This is a genomic window from Anoxybacillus kestanbolensis (assembly GCF_001996285.1).
GTDB classification, from domain to species: Bacteria; Bacillota; Bacilli; order Bacillales; family Anoxybacillaceae; genus Anoxybacillus; species Anoxybacillus kestanbolensis_A.
This window is the reverse complement of the sequence record NZ_MQAD01000024.1, coordinates 55,939-71,925: the sequence shown is the minus strand read 5'-3', so window position 1 is coordinate 71,925 and position 15,987 is coordinate 55,939. Positions and strand designations below refer to the sequence as shown.

Here is a 15,987-nt window from a genome sequence, read left to right as displayed (position 1 = left end):
ATCGGGCGCGATGAACAAGGAAGGAAACATAGACTTTTATAAGTTTCTTATAAAGTCTTGTAAGTTTTCTGTAACGGAGATGAAACAAGATCATGATCATCCACTTAAAACCGCCACCCAAATCAACACGAAACGTTTGTACAAATTCAATTGGACACTCTCTATAGTCCTATCTCCCTATGATGAATTCGCACGAATGGAATGGCCCATACATCCCTCAATCCGCACTGCTTTACCTGAAGGACTAGGATTTGTAGCCTCCATCATCATCTGGAGAAGTTACACCAAAAGTTATAAACAACACATGCTTATGAATATTGAACAAACACGTCTCATTGAAAAAAACAACTCTCTACAAGCTTTAGCTGTCCAGGATCCTCTAACCGGTTTGTTGAATCGTACTCGCTTTGTTGACCTTGTTCGTGCTCAATTACATAAACAAAACAATAAAGAAGCGAGTATCCTAATTATTGATATTGATTTTTTCAAACATGTCAACGATCAGTTCGGACATCCAGCAGGGGATCAAGTGCTGAAAGACTTATCTGCCATGTTGATGCGCTATTTCCCTCCCCCAAGCCTTTCAGCAAGGTTGGGCGGAGAAGAATTTATCATTTTTCTACCTAACACCCACATTAAACAAGCACGACAACTTGCTGAAATGTTACGGGAAAACATCGCAACATTTCCATTTTCATATAAACATCATACGATTCATATCACCGCAAGTTTTGGTATCGCTCAAGCCACCCATTCTTTCCAGCATAGTTATTCAAAAGCGGATCAAGCTTTATATATAGCGAAACAAAATGGAAGAAATCGTGTTGTTGTCATCTCGACATAAATAAAACGAACAAGGTTGCCCTTGTTCGTTTTATTCAACCGGTGCTTCTTGTGTACGAATAAATTGGTCATAAAATGCAGCAAGCGACGTGTAGACGTACGGAACGAGCCATAAAAGTCCAATCCCGAACGTTATAATCGAGAGTAGCCCCCAGCCGATGAAGCTCAAATATAACAAAAATAGTTTTCCTTTATATCCTTTCATTCGTTTTTTACTTTCGCTAATCGCTTGAAGCGCACCGTATTCGGGATGATCTTTTAATAAAAAGAATGCTTGTGAATAAGATAACGATTTAATAATTCCAGGGATAATAAGTAGCAAACTCCACAAAAACACAAAGATACCAAATAAAACGGACGTGCCAATGAGTTTTAATGATAACTTCCCATTTTGATATACTGTAAACATTGGAGAGATTCGGACAGGTTCATGGCGATACACATCTAAAAATACCCAATACACAACAACACTAAACGGAATGAGCGCAAGTGAAAGAAGCAAACTGACGATCGAAACAGATATTGTCACGTTTTCTTGTTCAATCCATACGTCCCATCCTCCACTTAATACAACCTCAACTACTATAGGGAAAACGATGGTCACGAACGCATAAACAAGCATAAGAAGCACGGCACTGCCCCATTTTCCTTTCAACGCTTCCCTTGCTTCACGCCTTAACAATGATAATGTCATATGATAAAGCCTCCTTTTACGTGATCACACTTACACATATAGTCTATGCGCTTTTTACTCTAACATACTTATTTGAAAAATGCTATTGATCTTTTAGTAAATGAGATGAATATTTTCTATGTTTTGTATATAATGGGTGTATCCATTATAAGGGAGGAATACAAATGAAAAGCATCAAACCTGGCCGCGGGCCATCCATGCAAGGATTTATCGGCAGTATCGCCACCATTTTATTCGGCATGTTTTGGACGTTTATGACTTTTTCTATTACGAAAGATTCTCCCATTCCAGGGTCACAAATCTTTCCTTTTTTCGGATTCGTTATCATTGGTATCGGTATTTTTCAAGCTGTGTATCATTATAAAAACGCTACAGGGAAAGAACGGATGTCGATCATCGATATTGTAGAAGAAGACGAGGAAAAAGATCCGCTCAATACTCGTTTCGGTCATATCGAAGGAGAAAAGTTTTGTCCACACTGTGGAACGAACGTACAAGCAAACTTCCGCTTTTGTCCATCTTGCGGAAAAGCATTATAAATCCAAGTGATACGCGAGAATAAGTAATGAATAAAAAGTTCGGCGCCTGCCGAACTTTTTTACCCTCTTTTTCCCTTTATAGACCTTGTCAACCACACAGCACCAAAAATGAATACAGCAAAAACCCCAAGCAACGTGCCGAGCATCACGAGTTGAAATACAATGTCCCCGATGTACATAAAATCAACTCCTTTTCTTTCCATTATACTTTATTTTTCATATACGAGCCATGTTGGTTTGTTAATTTTTGCTGATAAGCGAACAATTTTTGTTTTTACACGACTGGCTTCTTTTCCTTGAAGTGGAATCGGCTGATAGTTATTTCTTGTTGTTACAGATGAGATGCGAAACGGGATAATGCGAATCGTTGTTTTTGGTTGTTTTATGCCGTTTGCGAAATAAAACGTTTGCTGATAAACAAACGTATCCTTATCGCTCGGATTTTTATTGCCTCCGAACATAAAGTTGCCTAAGCTATAAACAATCATTTTTCCTTTATATTGTTCAATGCCTTGAATGACGTGCGGATGATGACCAACGACAAGATCTGCCCCACTATCGATCGTAAATCTTCCTAACGATGTTTGCGTGCGATTTGGTATATAGCTTCGCTCTTCACCCCAATGAAAATGAACGAGAATAATTTGTGCCCCTTGCTTTCGCAGTGCGCGAATGTCGGTGACAATTTGCTTTCGTACTGCTTGGGTGTCGCTCCATCCTTTATAACCTAGCGTACCGATTTTTACTCCTTTAACTGTTTTCATTAAAGGTATACCGTTCCCGAAATAGCCAATTTTCGCTCGCTTTAGCGTTGCAATTGTATCCGTATATCCTTTTTGTCCATAGTCGAACGTATGATTATTCGCAAGATTCACCCCTTCAATGCTTGCGCGCGTTAAAATATTGACATACGATGGATCACCTCGAAACCGAAACTTCTTCTCCGCTTTTTGCGTGGCGTTTGTTAACGTTGTTTCCAAATTAACCGTTGTAAAATCATCTTGCTTAAAAATGGGCTCAATGTATTTCGTAAAAAAAATGAGACCGTTTTTTTTCGCTTCATGATCAAATGAATACGTATAGCCATAGTTATCATCACGACCGAGCGTGACGTCCCCAGCAACGCTTAATGTAATGCTCGTTTCTCCTTGCGCCCAAGCAGGATGGGCAAATAAAAACAGAAAAATCCATAAACACATCCATATCTTTCTCACTTTTTCCTCACTCCCCTTTGTGTATATAAACTTTTTTTCTACACATGAGGGAAAAACCCTTTTTTTATTTGTTGATGATTTAGAACATAGTTTTATAAAAATAGATAAAAAATAACTGTACATGTTGTGGCAATGGCTATGCCTATGAGCGTTTCATACGGAAGCAATGTAAGGCGCTCTTTCGTTGACATATGTACACTCGCTGCTGTGATATGAAAAAAACTGCCGTGCGGTAAATGATCGAGCACTGTTGCCCCCGCATGTACCATAGCTGCTCCCGCAAGCGATGGTACACCCGCTTCAACTAACGCTTTTCCAAACACGTGGCTTGCGACAGCTGTCCCCGCCGTTGTAGATGCAGTAATGCCTGACAATAACGCACCAGCTAACGATGCCATGACGTATGGCGGAAACCCTAGCGATTCGAGCATGTGCATAAACGTTTGGTGCAAAGCGGAGTTCGCGATTACACCCGCTAGCGTTCCAGTACCAAGAAGCATGAATACAACACCGCTCATTTTTTCCATGCCTACGCGTAGAAACACGTTTAACTCCCTCGTTTTATTCATAACAATCACACCAATCACCGCACCAGTCGGCAAAGCGATAAGCGGATCAATTGACACGCCAAAGAGCGGACGTGACAATAAAAGAATTATCGCAACACCGGGAGCAACGATCGCTTTTTGCCATGGAGGTGTTTCTTTTTCAACCGTTTCAATTTTTGGCATATGTTTGTCATCACCCCGCCACCGTTTTGCAAGCTGGTACGTGACAAAAAGACCAATCACCGCCGGTGCGATGCCTGCCATCATGAGAGAGGAAAGAGGGACATGAAATGCCTCAGCAGCTGCAATCGTATTCGGGTTAGGAGAAATAATATTCCCAGCTTTCCCCCCACCAATTAATGCGAGCAATATAGCAAAACGTGACACATCAAGTCGATGTGCCATCGCAAGCGCAACAGGTGCAATCGTCATAATGGCAACGTCAACAAACACCCCACACGCTGTTAACATCATCGCTGCAACACATAGCGAAAATAGCGCATATTTTTCCCCGCATGCTTGCATGAGTTTTTCTGCTATTGCCACCGCTGCCCCCGACTGCATTAATACACCAGCAAGCACACCAGCTGCTAAAATGCGCAAAATAGACGGGGTCATCTCTTTTGCTCCATCTATCATTAGCCGAACAGCTTCATCGATAGAAACTCCCCCTAGTAAAGCACCAATAAACGCGCCGCACATCATTCCATACCCCACCGGCACATTTCGTAAAATAAATACAACAGCTAGTAGAAAAGCAGCTATCGCTCCAAATGTGTTCAATTTGATCCCCTCCAAGTATACAATCTATAAACATACCATGATGTAACGTCATTTTTTGTAAATATATCACAAATAACATAAAAACTGTGTAAAATTTTTCGAAAATACGTACAGATGTCATCCGTATATACATTATTTTTGTAATAGTCTTTTTGTCGGAGGTGATCAGTGTAACAGGACGTTTTTTACTTATTTCTCTCGGAACGGGTATTATAATGGGACTTGGAACATGTTTCAAATGAAATGAAGCGAGCCATTTGACAATTTTCCACGTAAGAAAAAGGTGCCCAAATTGGACACCTTTTTCTTATGATGAAATCGTACGTTTAAACGTATCAAACTGCTCTGTCACTTGTTTATCTGGCGCTGCTGTCAATACACTGACGATAACAATAGCGATGAGGCTTGCGATAAAACCAGGAACCATCTCATACATGACGCTAGCGTATGAAGAGTTTGCCCAAACGATGACCGTCGTCGCCCCTGCAATCATTCCTGCAAGCGCTCCCCATTTTGTCATGCGACGCCAGCATAAGCTTAATATAATGACAGGACCGAACGAAGCACCAAACCCAGCCCATGCATAGCCAACAAGATTTAAAATCGTATTGTTTTGCTCATATGCCAAAATTAAAGCAACAACAGCAACAAGTAACACCGATAAACGACCAACAAACACAAGCTCTTTATCGGACGCTGAACGACGGAATAAAACTTTATATAAATCTTCAGTTAGGGAACTTGATGTCACAAGCAATTGCGATGAAATCGTGCTCATAATTGCCGCTAAAATGGCTGCAAGTAAAAACCCTGTAATAAGCGGATGGAATAAAATTTCCCCAAGTTTAATAAATACCGTTTCTGGATCTTCTAACGTCATGCCGGCTTGTTTAAAGTAAGCGATTCCAAAAAGACCTGTGAGCATCGCGCCGACAGATGAAAAAATCATCCAGCCCATTCCAATCCGACGAGCTTGTTTCATCTCTTTCACCGATGAAATCGCCATAAAGCGAACGATAATGTGAGGCTGTCCAAAATAACCAAGTCCCCAAGCGAATAAAGAAATGATGCCGACTACGCTTGTTCCTTTAAACAAATCGAGCAAATTCGGATCGGTGTCTCGAATCGTTGCTGTCGTTTCTGTGAATCCCCCTGTATGCATCAATGTCACAACAGGTACGAGAATAAGTGCAATAAACATAATGAGACCTTGCACAAAGTCTGTCCAGCTGACCGCTAAAAATCCCCCGAATAACGTGTACGCAATAACAACACTAGCGACAATCCATAGCCCCGTATGATAATCTGTACCGAACGAGTTTTTAAACATGATCCCGCCAGAAACGAAACCAGAAGAAACGTAAAACGTAAAGAAAATCATAATGACGAATCCTGAAACGAGGCGAAGTAGCTTCGATGTATCACCAAAACGATTTTCTAAAAATGCTGGAATCGTAATCGAATCGTTTGCCACTTCTGTATACACACGCAAGCGTGGAGCAACGTATAACCAGTTCGCATACGCCCCTAAAGCTAGTCCGATGACGATCCATGAAGCGCTTAACCCTTGTGCATACATCGCGCCAGGCAAGCCAAGCAACAACCAACCGCTCATATCTGACGCCCCAGCACTTAACGCCGTTACGGCTGGACCGAGCGTCCTTCCACCTAACATATAATCAGACAAGTTTGACGTCTGTTTATATGCCCAATACCCAATGAGTAACATCCCCACCATATATACGACAACAGATGCAATAACCAAAACAATCTCCCCTTCCTTTGTTGTCTATAAAAACCCCTTTGCATCTATCATTATACTAAAATATGTTCACAATTTGTACAAAAAATTATTTTCCAAAGAAACCTTTTAATGCGAATGCGACGTTTTGCGGACGTTCTGCTAACCGGCGCATAAAATAACCGAACCAATCATTTCCGAAAGGGACGTATACTCGCATGGTATAACCTTCTTGTGCAAGCTGTTGTTGCATATCTGTCCGAAAGCCATACAACATTTGAAACTCAAATTGATTACGTGGAATATTATTTTCTTCTACAAATGTTTTTACTTTTTCAATAATATGATGATCGTGTGTAGCAATAGCTGTATAACTTCCGCTTAATAAATGGAGTCGAATGATATTCATATAGTTTTCATCGATTTGTTGTTTCTCTTGAAACGCCACTTCTGGCGGCTCTTTATATGCTCCTTTCACTAAACGAAGTGATACCCCTTTTAAATCCTTCACATCTTGTTCAGCGCGATATAAATATGCTTGAATGACGGTTCCAACGTTGTCGTATGTGCGACGTAGTTCTTGTAATAAATCGAGCGTCGCTTGACAGTGCCCCGAATCTTCCATATCGATGCGCACAAAATTGTTGTATCGTTTTGCTGTTTCGACGATTTGACGCATATTGTTTAAGCAAAAATCAAAGTCAATGTCGAGACCAAGTTGTGTCAATTTGACGGATAAATTACTGTGAACTCCTGCACGATGAATCGCTTCTAACGTACGAATGTTATATTGTGTTGCTTCAATTGCCTCTTCACGATTAGAGACAAATTCTCCTAAATGATCGAGCGTACAAACGAGTCCTTTTTCATTCAGTTCACGCACCTTTTTGATAGCGCTTTCAATCGTTTCCCCTGCAACAACTTGGGAAGCTCCAAAGCGGAGCCCCCATTTTTTCGCAGCTTGATTTAGCACTTTACTTTGCGAAGCGTATAAAAAGATGTTTTTCGATAGTTGTGCGAGCATTGTATTCACCTCTTTCAAACTTAAAACATTTCACTTACTGTTTTTGCTTGCATATGAAGCAATAAATAGTCTGGACCACCTGCTTTCGAGTCTGTTCCTGACATGTTAAAACCACCAAACGGATGATAACCGACAATCGCTCCTGTACAACCGCGATTGAAGTATAAGTTACCAACGTGAAACTCTTCTCGCGCTTTTTCTAAATGCGCACGATTGTTTGAAATGACCGCCCCTGTTAATCCATAATCTGTATTGTTCGCCACTTCAAGCGCTTCATCAAACGTACGCACTTTTGTAAACGCAACAACTGGCCCGAAAATTTCTTCTTGCATGATGCGTGCAGTTGGGGCGACATCCGCAAAAACCGTTGGTTGAATAAAAAATCCTTGCGAGTCGTCTCCTGTTCCACCTGTCATGAGCTTTCCTTCTCGTTTGCCAATGTCGATATAGCCCATAATTTTATTATACGAGGCTTGATCAATGACCGGGCCCATAAATGTGCTTTGTTCTTCTGGATTGCCAACTTTTAATTGTTTTGTTAATTCGACAACACGCGCAAGCACTTTGTCATATACATCTTCGAGCACGATCGCACGTGAGCATGCGGAACATTTTTGTCCCGAGAAGCCGAATGCCGAAGCAACGATGGACTGTGCTGCTAATTCAAGATCAGCTTCGTTATCGACAATGATTGCATCTTTTCCACCCATTTCTGCAATGACACGTTTCAACCATTTTTGACCTGGCTGAACGATCGCGGCACGCTCATAAATGCGACAGCCAACAGTACGCGATCCTGTAAACGAAATGAAACGCGTTTGCGGATGTTCAACGATATATTCACCTACTCCCGCTTCCCCGCCCGGCAAGTAGTTTAATACACCTTTCGGAAGACCAGCTTCTTCCATAAGCTCAACAAATTTTGCAGCAACAATTGGCGCACGATCAGATGGACGTAAAATAACTGTATTTCCCGTCACAATGGCAGCCACCGTCGTTCCAGCCATAATGGCAAGCGGAAAGTTAAATGGCGAAATAATTAAGCCAACACCAAGCGGTACGTAAAAAAATCGGTTTGCTTCTCCCGATCGACTCAACACCGGCACTCCTTTTGCAAGGGAGATCATTTGTCTCGCGTAATATTCTAAGAAATCAATTGCTTCTGCGGTATCGGCATCCGCTTCTTTCCATGGTTTCCCGACTTCTTTTACTAGCCATGCTGAAAACTCGTGTTTCCTTCTTCTTAGTATAGCTGCAGCGCGCAATAACACATCGGCACGCGCCTGTGGTGACACGCGCTTCCATGTTTCAAACGCAGAGAGTGCCGCGTTCATCGCTTCATCAGCAAGCGCTTTCGTCGCTTTCGATACAACACCAACAACTTGTTGTTTATTCGCAGGATTGATCGACACGACTTTTTCTTCAGTAACGACCCGCTCTCCTCCGATGATAAGTGGATACTCTTGTCCGAGTTGTGATTCGACATAACTAAGCGCTTCACGAAACGCCTTCGCTTCTTGTTCAAGCGCAAAATTTGTAAATGGCTCATGTTTGTATGGTACAGTCACATGCATCGATCCTTTCACGAATTTGTCACATATTCTACGATTCATTATAATTTATACTTTCTGAAAATTGTTTGTCGTCTGTACATAATCATTTCTATTTATTTTTGTTGTTTATCCACAGTACCTTCCTTATATTTGTATAAAAGGAGATCAATATACAACATCATTCGTTGTTCAAAATCATGAAGAGGGAGGCTTGTAATCGCCTGCATGCGTTTCAGCCGATAGTGTAACGTATTCGGGTGAATATATAAACTTTCGGCTGTTTGTTTTATGTTACAGTCGTGTTGAATATATGCCCGAAGCGTATGCAAAAAATCAGTTCCATGCTGTTCGTCATGCTTTTTTAGTTTTAACAGCGCTTCGTTCTTATATCGACGTTGTTTATATTGTTCGTATATGAATGGAATGATGCGATAAATGCCTAAATCGTTGTAAACATGTGGCAAAGGTTCATCGATATGTCTTTTTAAATGAATGACTTCCATCGCTTCTTTGTAGCTGTCACGCAGCCGCTTCAGCTCGCTATACTCATTGCCAATGCCGACAATGACGTCACGATCTATATGATAACGGAAATCTTGCTGCAATTTTGTAACCATCATTTTTGCTATATCTATCGGACGTTGTGTCGCCGTCCCTCCGACAATGAGCAAAAATGGATGGTGGCGATCGATAAAAAATATCGGGGCATGTGTCGTTTTTGTTATAAATGTCATGTATTGGCGGATATCATCTTTTTTTGCATCGTGTCCGACAAAAAAAGCTGCAACAGTAAATAATGAAGGAAATGTCACACCGAGTAGCTGTGCTTCCATTTGCACATCCCGCTCACTCACGTCACGATATTGAATAAAACGAAGAAAAAGGTCATTTATTTCTTCTTGACGTTTATAACGCTTTCCTATTTGCTCATGCAGCATTTGCGCCGCTTCCTTTGCTACATCTTCCATTCGTTTTCGCTGCGCTTCTGTCAAATCGTGAAACGCTGCTTGCACCCAAAGGTAGCCATACACTTTTCCCGCATGCTTTAAACAAACGACCGCGCGAGCCCCAAGATCAATATCGGGGAGTGGAGGAATGCTCACCACTCCGTCTGCTTGTTCAATTTTTTGTATCCATCCATGTTCATGTAAATAATGAAACACGTGGGCAGATGCCCGTTTACTTAAAATCGTGCGCATCCGCACTTCATCTGTTTCGTCGTGATGGCCGCTATATGCAAGCAATTCAAAATCACGTGATTCAATCGTTACAGGACGTTGCAACTCGAGAAATAATTGATCGACTAATTTGTGCAATGCCATCCCCTCCTTAGCTTTTATTATGCGTGATCGAAGGAATAAAAAAAAGACTTCGAGTCCGTCCCGAAGTCTTTTCCAAAATTAACGTTTTCCTTTGACATACGGCGTACCGAGCGCTTTTGGCGCATCCGCACGTCCGATAAATCCAGTTAACGCTAAAATCGTTAAAGCATACGGCAAAATAAGCAAATAAACAGTCGGTACGTTTTTCAAAAACGGAATCGCCTGTCCGACGATGCTTAAACTTTGCGCAAATCCGAAGAAAAGGGCCGCTCCCATCGCACCAAGCGGATGCCATTTTCCGAAAATCATCGCAGCAAGCGCCATAAATCCTTGCCCGGAAATTGTCGCGTGGCTAAAGTCGCGCGAGATGATTGTCGCATAAATTGAACCGCCAATTCCTGCAAGGGCACCGCTTAACATGACTGCGATGTAACGCATCTTTGCCACGTTAATTCCCATCGTATCTGCCGCCATCGGATGTTCCCCAACCGCGCGAAGACGAAGCCCAAACGGTGTTTTATAAATGACGTACCATACCACAAAGGCGAGTACAATCGCTAAGTAAGATGGCACATATCCGTTTGAGAAAAAAATCGGACCGATAACTGGAATTTTGCTTAAAATCGGAATGTCAATTTTATCAAATCCAACTTGCACTTGATCCGTTTGTCCTTTTCCGTACCACATTTTCACAAGAAACAATGATAAACCTAAAGCTAAAAAGTTGATGGCTACTCCGCTGACTACTTGATCCGCACGAAGTGAAATGGCTGCGACCGCATGCATAAGCGAGAAAATCGAAGCAACAATCATTGCGGCAAGTATCGCAAGCCACGGTGTTAGTTGTCCGAATTGATCGGCAAACGTTAAGTTGAACACGACACCGGTAAATGCCCCGATGACCATCAATCCTTCTAATCCGATATTTACAACGCCGGAACGCTCACTAAATACGCCACCGAGCGCCGTAAAAATAAGTGGTGCCGCAAAGAAAATCGCGGAAGGAATAATAATTTCAAGGATGTGTAACATTTATTTTCCCCCCTTTTTGAAGCGCATAAGCACAAGACGAATTAAGTAGCTTGATGCAACGAAGAAAATAATTAACGCAATGATGATGTCTACAAGTTCTGTCGGCACATCAGCTGCTGATGGCATTTCGAGCGCTCCAACTTTTAACGCTCCAAATAAAATAGCTGCTAAAATAATGCCAAACGCATTGTTTCCACCGAGAAGGGCGACGGCAATTCCATCAAATCCGACTCCGGTGAATCCAGCTTTAACGGAGACGTTTTCAAATGTTCCTAATCCTTCCATCGCTCCAGCAATACCAGCAAATGCCCCAGAAATAACCATCGATAATATAATATTGCGATTAACGTTCATACCTGCATAATGTGATGCATGTTGGTTAAAACCGACGGCACGAAGTTCATATCCTGTTGTCGTTTTCTCAAGTAAAAACCACATGACAACAGCTGCAATTAACGAAATAATAATGCCGTAATGAAGGGTAGAGTAATCAGTTAATGACTGTAAAAATTCCGAACGTAACGATGCAGTCGGATGAATTTTTTCCGACTTAAATCCTTGATCAGATAAAACAGAGCGAATGATCGCATTCGACACGTATAAAGCAATATAGTTCATCATAATCGTGACGATTACCTCATGAACACGAAAACGCGCTTTTAAAAATCCCGGAATGAATCCCCAAAGTGCCCCAGCGAATGCAGCAGCAACAATAGCGAGCGGCAGATGGATTACTTTCGGGAGCTCAAACGCAACGCCCACCCAAACAGCAGCGAGCCAGCCGACGATCAGTTGTCCTTCTACACCGATGTTAAATAGCCCGGTGCGAAAAGCGAACGCAACCGCTAACCCCGCTAAAATATATGGTGTCACTTGACGAATCGTTTCCCCAATGTAATATCGATCCCCAAAAGCACCGTACAATAAAGCGGAATAGCCAGCAATTGGGTCATATCCACTGACGATCATCACGATGGCGCCAGCAATAATTCCGAGAATAACCGCAAAAACAGGAACGAGAATATTTGTTAAACGATTTTCACTCATGATGATACACCTGCTTCCTTCCGTTTGCTTCCTGCCATCAACAAACCAAGCTCTTGTTCTGTCGTTTCTTTCGGGTCGACAATGGCGACAATTTTCCCTTCATAAATGACAGCAATACGATCACTAACGTTCATAATTTCATCTAATTCAAACGAAACAAGCAATACTGCTTTTCCTTTATCTCGTTGTTCGATCAGACGTTTGTGAATAAACTCAATCGCTCCGACGTCGAGTCCACGCGTTGGTTGCGCGGCAATAAGTAAATCTGGATCACGATCCACTTCACGTCCGATAATCGCTTTTTGTTGGTTTCCTCCTGATAAAGCCCGCGCTTTCGTATATTCATCTGGCGTACGAACGTCAAACTCTTGAATAAGTTGGCGCGCTTTATCGTAAATCGCTTTAAAATTCAAAATACCGCGTTTTGAGTATGGTTCTTTATAATACGTTTGAAGCACCATGTTTTCTCCGATTGGAAAATCGAGCACAAGACCATGTTTATGACGGTCTTGCGGAATGTGTCCGACACCTGTTTCTGTAATTTGTCTTGGCGTTAAATTGCGAATTTCTTTACCATTTAGACGAATGGAGCCGGATTCAGATTTAATTAAGCCCGTGATCGCTTCGATAAGCTCTGTTTGTCCGTTGCCGTCTACCCCTGCAATTCCGACAATTTCTCCTGCATGTACCGTTAGATTTAAATGATCAACCGCAGTAATTCCACGTGAGTCTTTGACAACTAAATTTTCAATTTCAAGGACAGGTTTGCCGACTTTCGACGGTTGTTTTTCTGTTTTGAAATGCACCTCACGTCCAACCATTAACGAAGCTAGTGCGTTCGGGTTTGTTTCCGATACATTTAATGTGCCGATGCCTTTTCCACGTCGAATCACTGTGACACGATCACATACTTCCATAATTTCTTTTAATTTGTGCGTGATTAAAATAATGGACTTTCCTTCACGTACAAGCGCTTTCATAATTTGGATGAGCTCTTGAATTTCTTGCGGCGTTAAGACCGCTGTTGGTTCGTCAAAAATTAAAATATCTGCTCCACGATATAACGTTTTTAAAATTTCTACCCGTTGTTGCATACCGACAGAAATGTCTGCGATTTTCGCTTTCGGATCAACAGCTAAACCGTATCGTTCAGAAAGCTCACGCACCTCTTGCTCTGCTTTTTCAATATCGATTTGTCTACCTTTTGTTGGCTCGCTTCCTAAAATGATGTTTTCCGTTACTGTAAACGTATCAACAAGCATAAAGTGTTGGTGTACCATTCCGATTCCTAAGTCGTTGGCGACGTTCGGGTTGGCGATATTTACTTTTTTTCCTTTGACGCGAATTTCCCCGCCATCTGGTTGATATAAACCGAATAACACGTTCATTAGCGTCGATTTTCCTGCACCATTCTCGCCTAATAACGCATGAATTTCCCCTTTTTTCAATTGCAACGTAATGTTATCATTGGCCACAAAATTCCCAAAAACTTTGCGGATATTTAGCATCTCAATTACGTATTCCAAACGTGATCCACTCCTTATATGAGCTTGTTAAAATCACTAAATGAAAAGCTGCAACATGTTGCAACTTTTCATTTAGTGGTTCTCCGAAGAAATGTACTCTTCGGAGAACACAGTCATTTGATTATTGCAACTCTGCGCGAGTTGTAGGCACTTTCACTTCACCATTAATAATTTTTTGTTTCCACTCATCAACTTTTTTCAACACATCTTCAGGAACGTTATTTTTCGTTGTCGGAGCAATACCTACACCATCTTCTTTTAAGCCGTATTCAACTGCTTGACCGCCTGGGAAGTTACCATTTTTCGTTTTTGTCGCTAAGTCATATACAGCAACGTCAACACGTTTTACCATCGATGTTAATGTTACGCTTTTATCTGTTCCTGGCACTTTTCCTTCTTCATATTGGTCACGGTCAACACCGATCACCCAAATTTCTTTGTTTGGATCTTGTTTTTTCAAGTCGATTGCTTCTGAGAACACACCGTTTCCTGTTCCACCAGCTGCATGGTAAATGATATCAATACCAGAAGCGTACATGCTTGAAGCAATAGCTTTTCCTTTATCCGCTTTGTCGAATGCACCTGCATATTGCACTTCAACTTTGGCATTTGGATTTACTGCTTTTACTCCTGCAATAAAACCGCTTTCGAATTTTTCAATTAACGGAATTTCCATACCGCCAACGAAACCGATTTTATTTGTTTTTGTCATTAAACCAGCGACAACGCCGACAAGGAACGAACCTTCATGCTCTTTGAATGTGATGCTAGCAACGTTCGGTTTTTCAACGACGCTATCAACGATCGCAAATTTGTTATCTGGCTTTTGTTCTGCGATTTCTGTAATGGCATCTGTCATTAAATACCCAATACCATAAATGAGATCAAAGTCGTTACGTACAAGTTTGTTTAAGTTTGTTGCATAATCGGCATCACTTTGTGACTGTAAGTAGTCATAGCCGCCTTTTCCTTTTTTCAAGCCGTTTTCTTCACCGAATTTTTGTAACCCTTCCCATGCAGATTGGTTGAACGACTTATCGTCAATTCCACCAACGTCTGTAACCATTGCTATGCTAAATTCAGACGCTTTTCCTTCTTCTTTTTTCGGCTCTTCTTTTGCTTGTCCGCAACCGCCAAGAAGCATGCCGGCAGTTAATAATAAAGACATTGACAATCCAAAACGCTTTTTCTTCATCAATCATTACCCCCTCAATTTAAAAATATGGATAAGTAAAAAATTTGAAATGTGAACGAACCTTCTCCCTCCAATGTCACCTCCTTAACAGGATAAGCGCTTGTATAAGAAGCTACACGCGTTTTCGCAACACGTGGAAGCTAAACTTATCTGATTTAAAGTAGTCAATTGAGTACAAAATCGGCTCGTCATTTTCATCAAAATGCATTTGCTTTAAAACTAAAAGCGCTGTTTCTGGCTCACATTGCAAAATAGGCGACACCTTTTCATGGTAGCCGAGCGGCTCAATGTGGGTAACCGCATAGGCGATGTATCGATTCGCTTCATTATGTAATATTTCTAATAATGACTCATTTTCATAAGCAATTCCTTTAGGTAAATATTTACAAGGAACTTTATCGATACAATAAACGACCGGTTCATTATTTGCAGTTCGCACCCGCTCAACAACAAGTAAATCTTCCTCTTTATCACATTGAAAGCGCTTTATATCATCTTCAGTCGGTTTCTGTATGGAAGAAGATAAAAAAATCGTCCCCGGTTTTCGACCGGCTTGACGGATCATCTCCGTCACGCTACTTAGCTGCTCAATACCCGACGTAAACATCGGTCGGGAACTCACGAACGTCCCGACACCGTGGCGGCGGATGATCACGTTTTCTTCCTCTAATACCCGCAATGCTTCCCGCAACGTCGCCCGGCTAACCCCTAATTGTTTGGCTAGTTCAAATTCAGAAGGAAGTTTTTCTTTTTCCTTGTATACCCCTTGCTCAATATCTTTCTTAATCCGATCAATCACTTGTAAATATAAGTGTCGATGATCCGATTTGACTGACATTCACCATCCCCCACCTTAGATATCAGACATCTGATGTTAGACAAATTTCTTATTAATAATATAACATTTTTTCATTCATAAATAAATA

Annotated in this window: 14 protein-coding genes; 2 read left to right on the top strand and 12 right to left on the bottom strand. The window is 41.5% G+C overall.

Features of this window, described 5'->3' with window-relative positions; all coding sequences use genetic code 11:
* The first annotated feature begins 10 nt into the window (after window positions 1-10).
* On the top strand, window positions 11-844 hold the full coding sequence (locus BO219_RS11865; RefSeq protein WP_077429679.1) for a GGDEF domain-containing protein: 834 nt from the start codon (window positions 11-13) through the stop codon (window positions 842-844).
* A 30-nt stretch (window positions 845-874) separates the two neighbouring features.
* On the opposite strand, the gene BO219_RS11860 is transcribed toward BO219_RS11865, so the two are convergent.
* Window positions 875-1,537 carry a DUF975 family protein gene (locus BO219_RS11860; protein ID WP_077429678.1) on the bottom strand — a complete coding sequence of 221 codons (663 nt, stop codon included), beginning with the start codon at window positions 1,535-1,537 and terminating at the stop codon, window positions 875-877.
* A 164-nt stretch (window positions 1,538-1,701) separates the two neighbouring features.
* Between BO219_RS11860 and BO219_RS11855 the strand changes: the two genes are divergently transcribed.
* Window positions 1,702-2,076 (top strand): zinc ribbon domain-containing protein, encoded by a 375-nt coding sequence (locus BO219_RS11855; protein ID WP_077429677.1) that lies wholly within the window; start codon window positions 1,702-1,704, stop codon window positions 2,074-2,076.
* Window positions 2,077-2,285: 209 nt separating this feature from the next.
* Here BO219_RS11855 and BO219_RS11850 read toward each other — a convergent pair whose 3' ends face one another.
* The 11 genes from BO219_RS11850 to BO219_RS11800 all read right to left on the bottom strand — a co-directional run bounded on the left by BO219_RS11850 (window position 2,286) and on the right by BO219_RS11800 (window position 15,899).
* Window positions 2,286-3,275 (bottom strand): CapA family protein, encoded by a 990-nt coding sequence (locus BO219_RS11850; protein ID WP_420807104.1) that lies wholly within the window; start codon window positions 3,273-3,275, stop codon window positions 2,286-2,288.
* Between the two features lie 107 nt (window positions 3,276-3,382).
* Complete coding sequence (locus tag BO219_RS11845; RefSeq protein ID WP_077429688.1) at window positions 3,383-4,627, bottom strand: GntP family permease; 1,245 nt, start codon at window positions 4,625-4,627, stop codon at window positions 3,383-3,385.
* Window positions 4,628-4,928: 301 nt separating this feature from the next.
* Complete coding sequence (gene putP, locus BO219_RS11840; protein WP_077429675.1) at window positions 4,929-6,386, bottom strand: sodium/proline symporter PutP; 1,458 nt, start codon at window positions 6,384-6,386, stop codon at window positions 4,929-4,931.
* 85 nt (window positions 6,387-6,471) lie between these two features.
* Window positions 6,472-7,386: a proline dehydrogenase family protein gene (locus tag BO219_RS11835; protein WP_077429674.1), complete on the bottom strand. Its 915-nt coding sequence runs from the start codon at window positions 7,384-7,386 to the stop codon at window positions 6,472-6,474.
* Between the two features lie 20 nt (window positions 7,387-7,406).
* Window positions 7,407-8,954: an L-glutamate gamma-semialdehyde dehydrogenase gene (pruA, locus tag BO219_RS11830; protein ID WP_129000951.1), complete on the bottom strand. Its 1,548-nt coding sequence runs from the start codon at window positions 8,952-8,954 to the stop codon at window positions 7,407-7,409.
* A gap of 98 nt (window positions 8,955-9,052) precedes the next feature.
* Window positions 9,053-10,261, bottom strand: coding sequence for a PucR family transcriptional regulator (locus BO219_RS11825; protein WP_198936688.1), 1,209 nt, complete (start codon window positions 10,259-10,261; stop codon window positions 9,053-9,055).
* Between the two features lie 78 nt (window positions 10,262-10,339).
* Window positions 10,340-11,293: an ABC transporter permease gene (locus BO219_RS11820; RefSeq protein ID WP_077429672.1), complete on the bottom strand. Its 954-nt coding sequence runs from the start codon at window positions 11,291-11,293 to the stop codon at window positions 10,340-10,342.
* Window positions 11,294-12,340, bottom strand: a complete 1,047-nt coding sequence (locus BO219_RS11815) for an ABC transporter permease (protein ID WP_077429671.1) — start codon at window positions 12,338-12,340, stop codon at window positions 11,294-11,296.
* Entirely contained in the window at window positions 12,337-13,866 is a 1,530-nt protein-coding gene (locus tag BO219_RS11810; protein ID WP_077429670.1) for an ABC transporter ATP-binding protein, read from the bottom strand. The genes BO219_RS11815 and BO219_RS11810 overlap by 4 nt, the downstream gene beginning before the upstream one ends.
* Window positions 13,867-13,987: 121 nt before the next feature.
* Entirely contained in the window at window positions 13,988-15,061 is a 1,074-nt protein-coding gene (locus tag BO219_RS11805) for a BMP family lipoprotein (RefSeq protein ID WP_077429669.1), read from the bottom strand.
* A 112-nt stretch (window positions 15,062-15,173) separates the two neighbouring features.
* Entirely contained in the window at window positions 15,174-15,899 is a 726-nt protein-coding gene (locus BO219_RS11800; RefSeq protein WP_077429668.1) for a GntR family transcriptional regulator, read from the bottom strand.
* Window positions 15,900-15,987 lie beyond the last annotated feature (88 nt).

Bases quoted from the DNA above. Each gene is read 5' to 3' on its own strand.
- BO219_RS11800 (WP_077429668.1), bottom strand. From the start codon at position 15,899: ATGTCAGTCAAATCGGATCATCGACACTTATATTTACAAGTGATTGAT.
- BO219_RS11850 (WP_420807104.1), bottom strand. From the start codon at position 3,275: ATGTGTTTATGGATTTTTCTGTTTTTATTTGCCCATCCTGCTTGGGCG.
- BO219_RS11805 (WP_077429669.1), bottom strand. From the start codon at position 15,061: ATGAAGAAAAAGCGTTTTGGATTGTCAATGTCTTTATTATTAACTGCC.
- BO219_RS11815 (WP_077429671.1), bottom strand. From the start codon at position 12,340: ATGAGTGAAAATCGTTTAACAAATATTCTCGTTCCTGTTTTTGCGGTT.
- BO219_RS11855 (WP_077429677.1), top strand. From the start codon at position 1,702: ATGAAAAGCATCAAACCTGGCCGCGGGCCATCCATGCAAGGATTTATC.
- BO219_RS11825 (WP_198936688.1), bottom strand. From the start codon at position 10,261: ATGGCATTGCACAAATTAGTCGATCAATTATTTCTCGAGTTGCAACGT.
- BO219_RS11865 (WP_077429679.1), top strand. From the start codon at position 11: ATGAACAAGGAAGGAAACATAGACTTTTATAAGTTTCTTATAAAGTCT.
- BO219_RS11860 (WP_077429678.1), bottom strand. From the start codon at position 1,537: ATGACATTATCATTGTTAAGGCGTGAAGCAAGGGAAGCGTTGAAAGGA.
- BO219_RS11820 (WP_077429672.1), bottom strand. From the start codon at position 11,293: ATGTTACACATCCTTGAAATTATTATTCCTTCCGCGATTTTCTTTGCG.
- BO219_RS11835 (WP_077429674.1), bottom strand. From the start codon at position 7,386: ATGCTCGCACAACTATCGAAAAACATCTTTTTATACGCTTCGCAAAGT.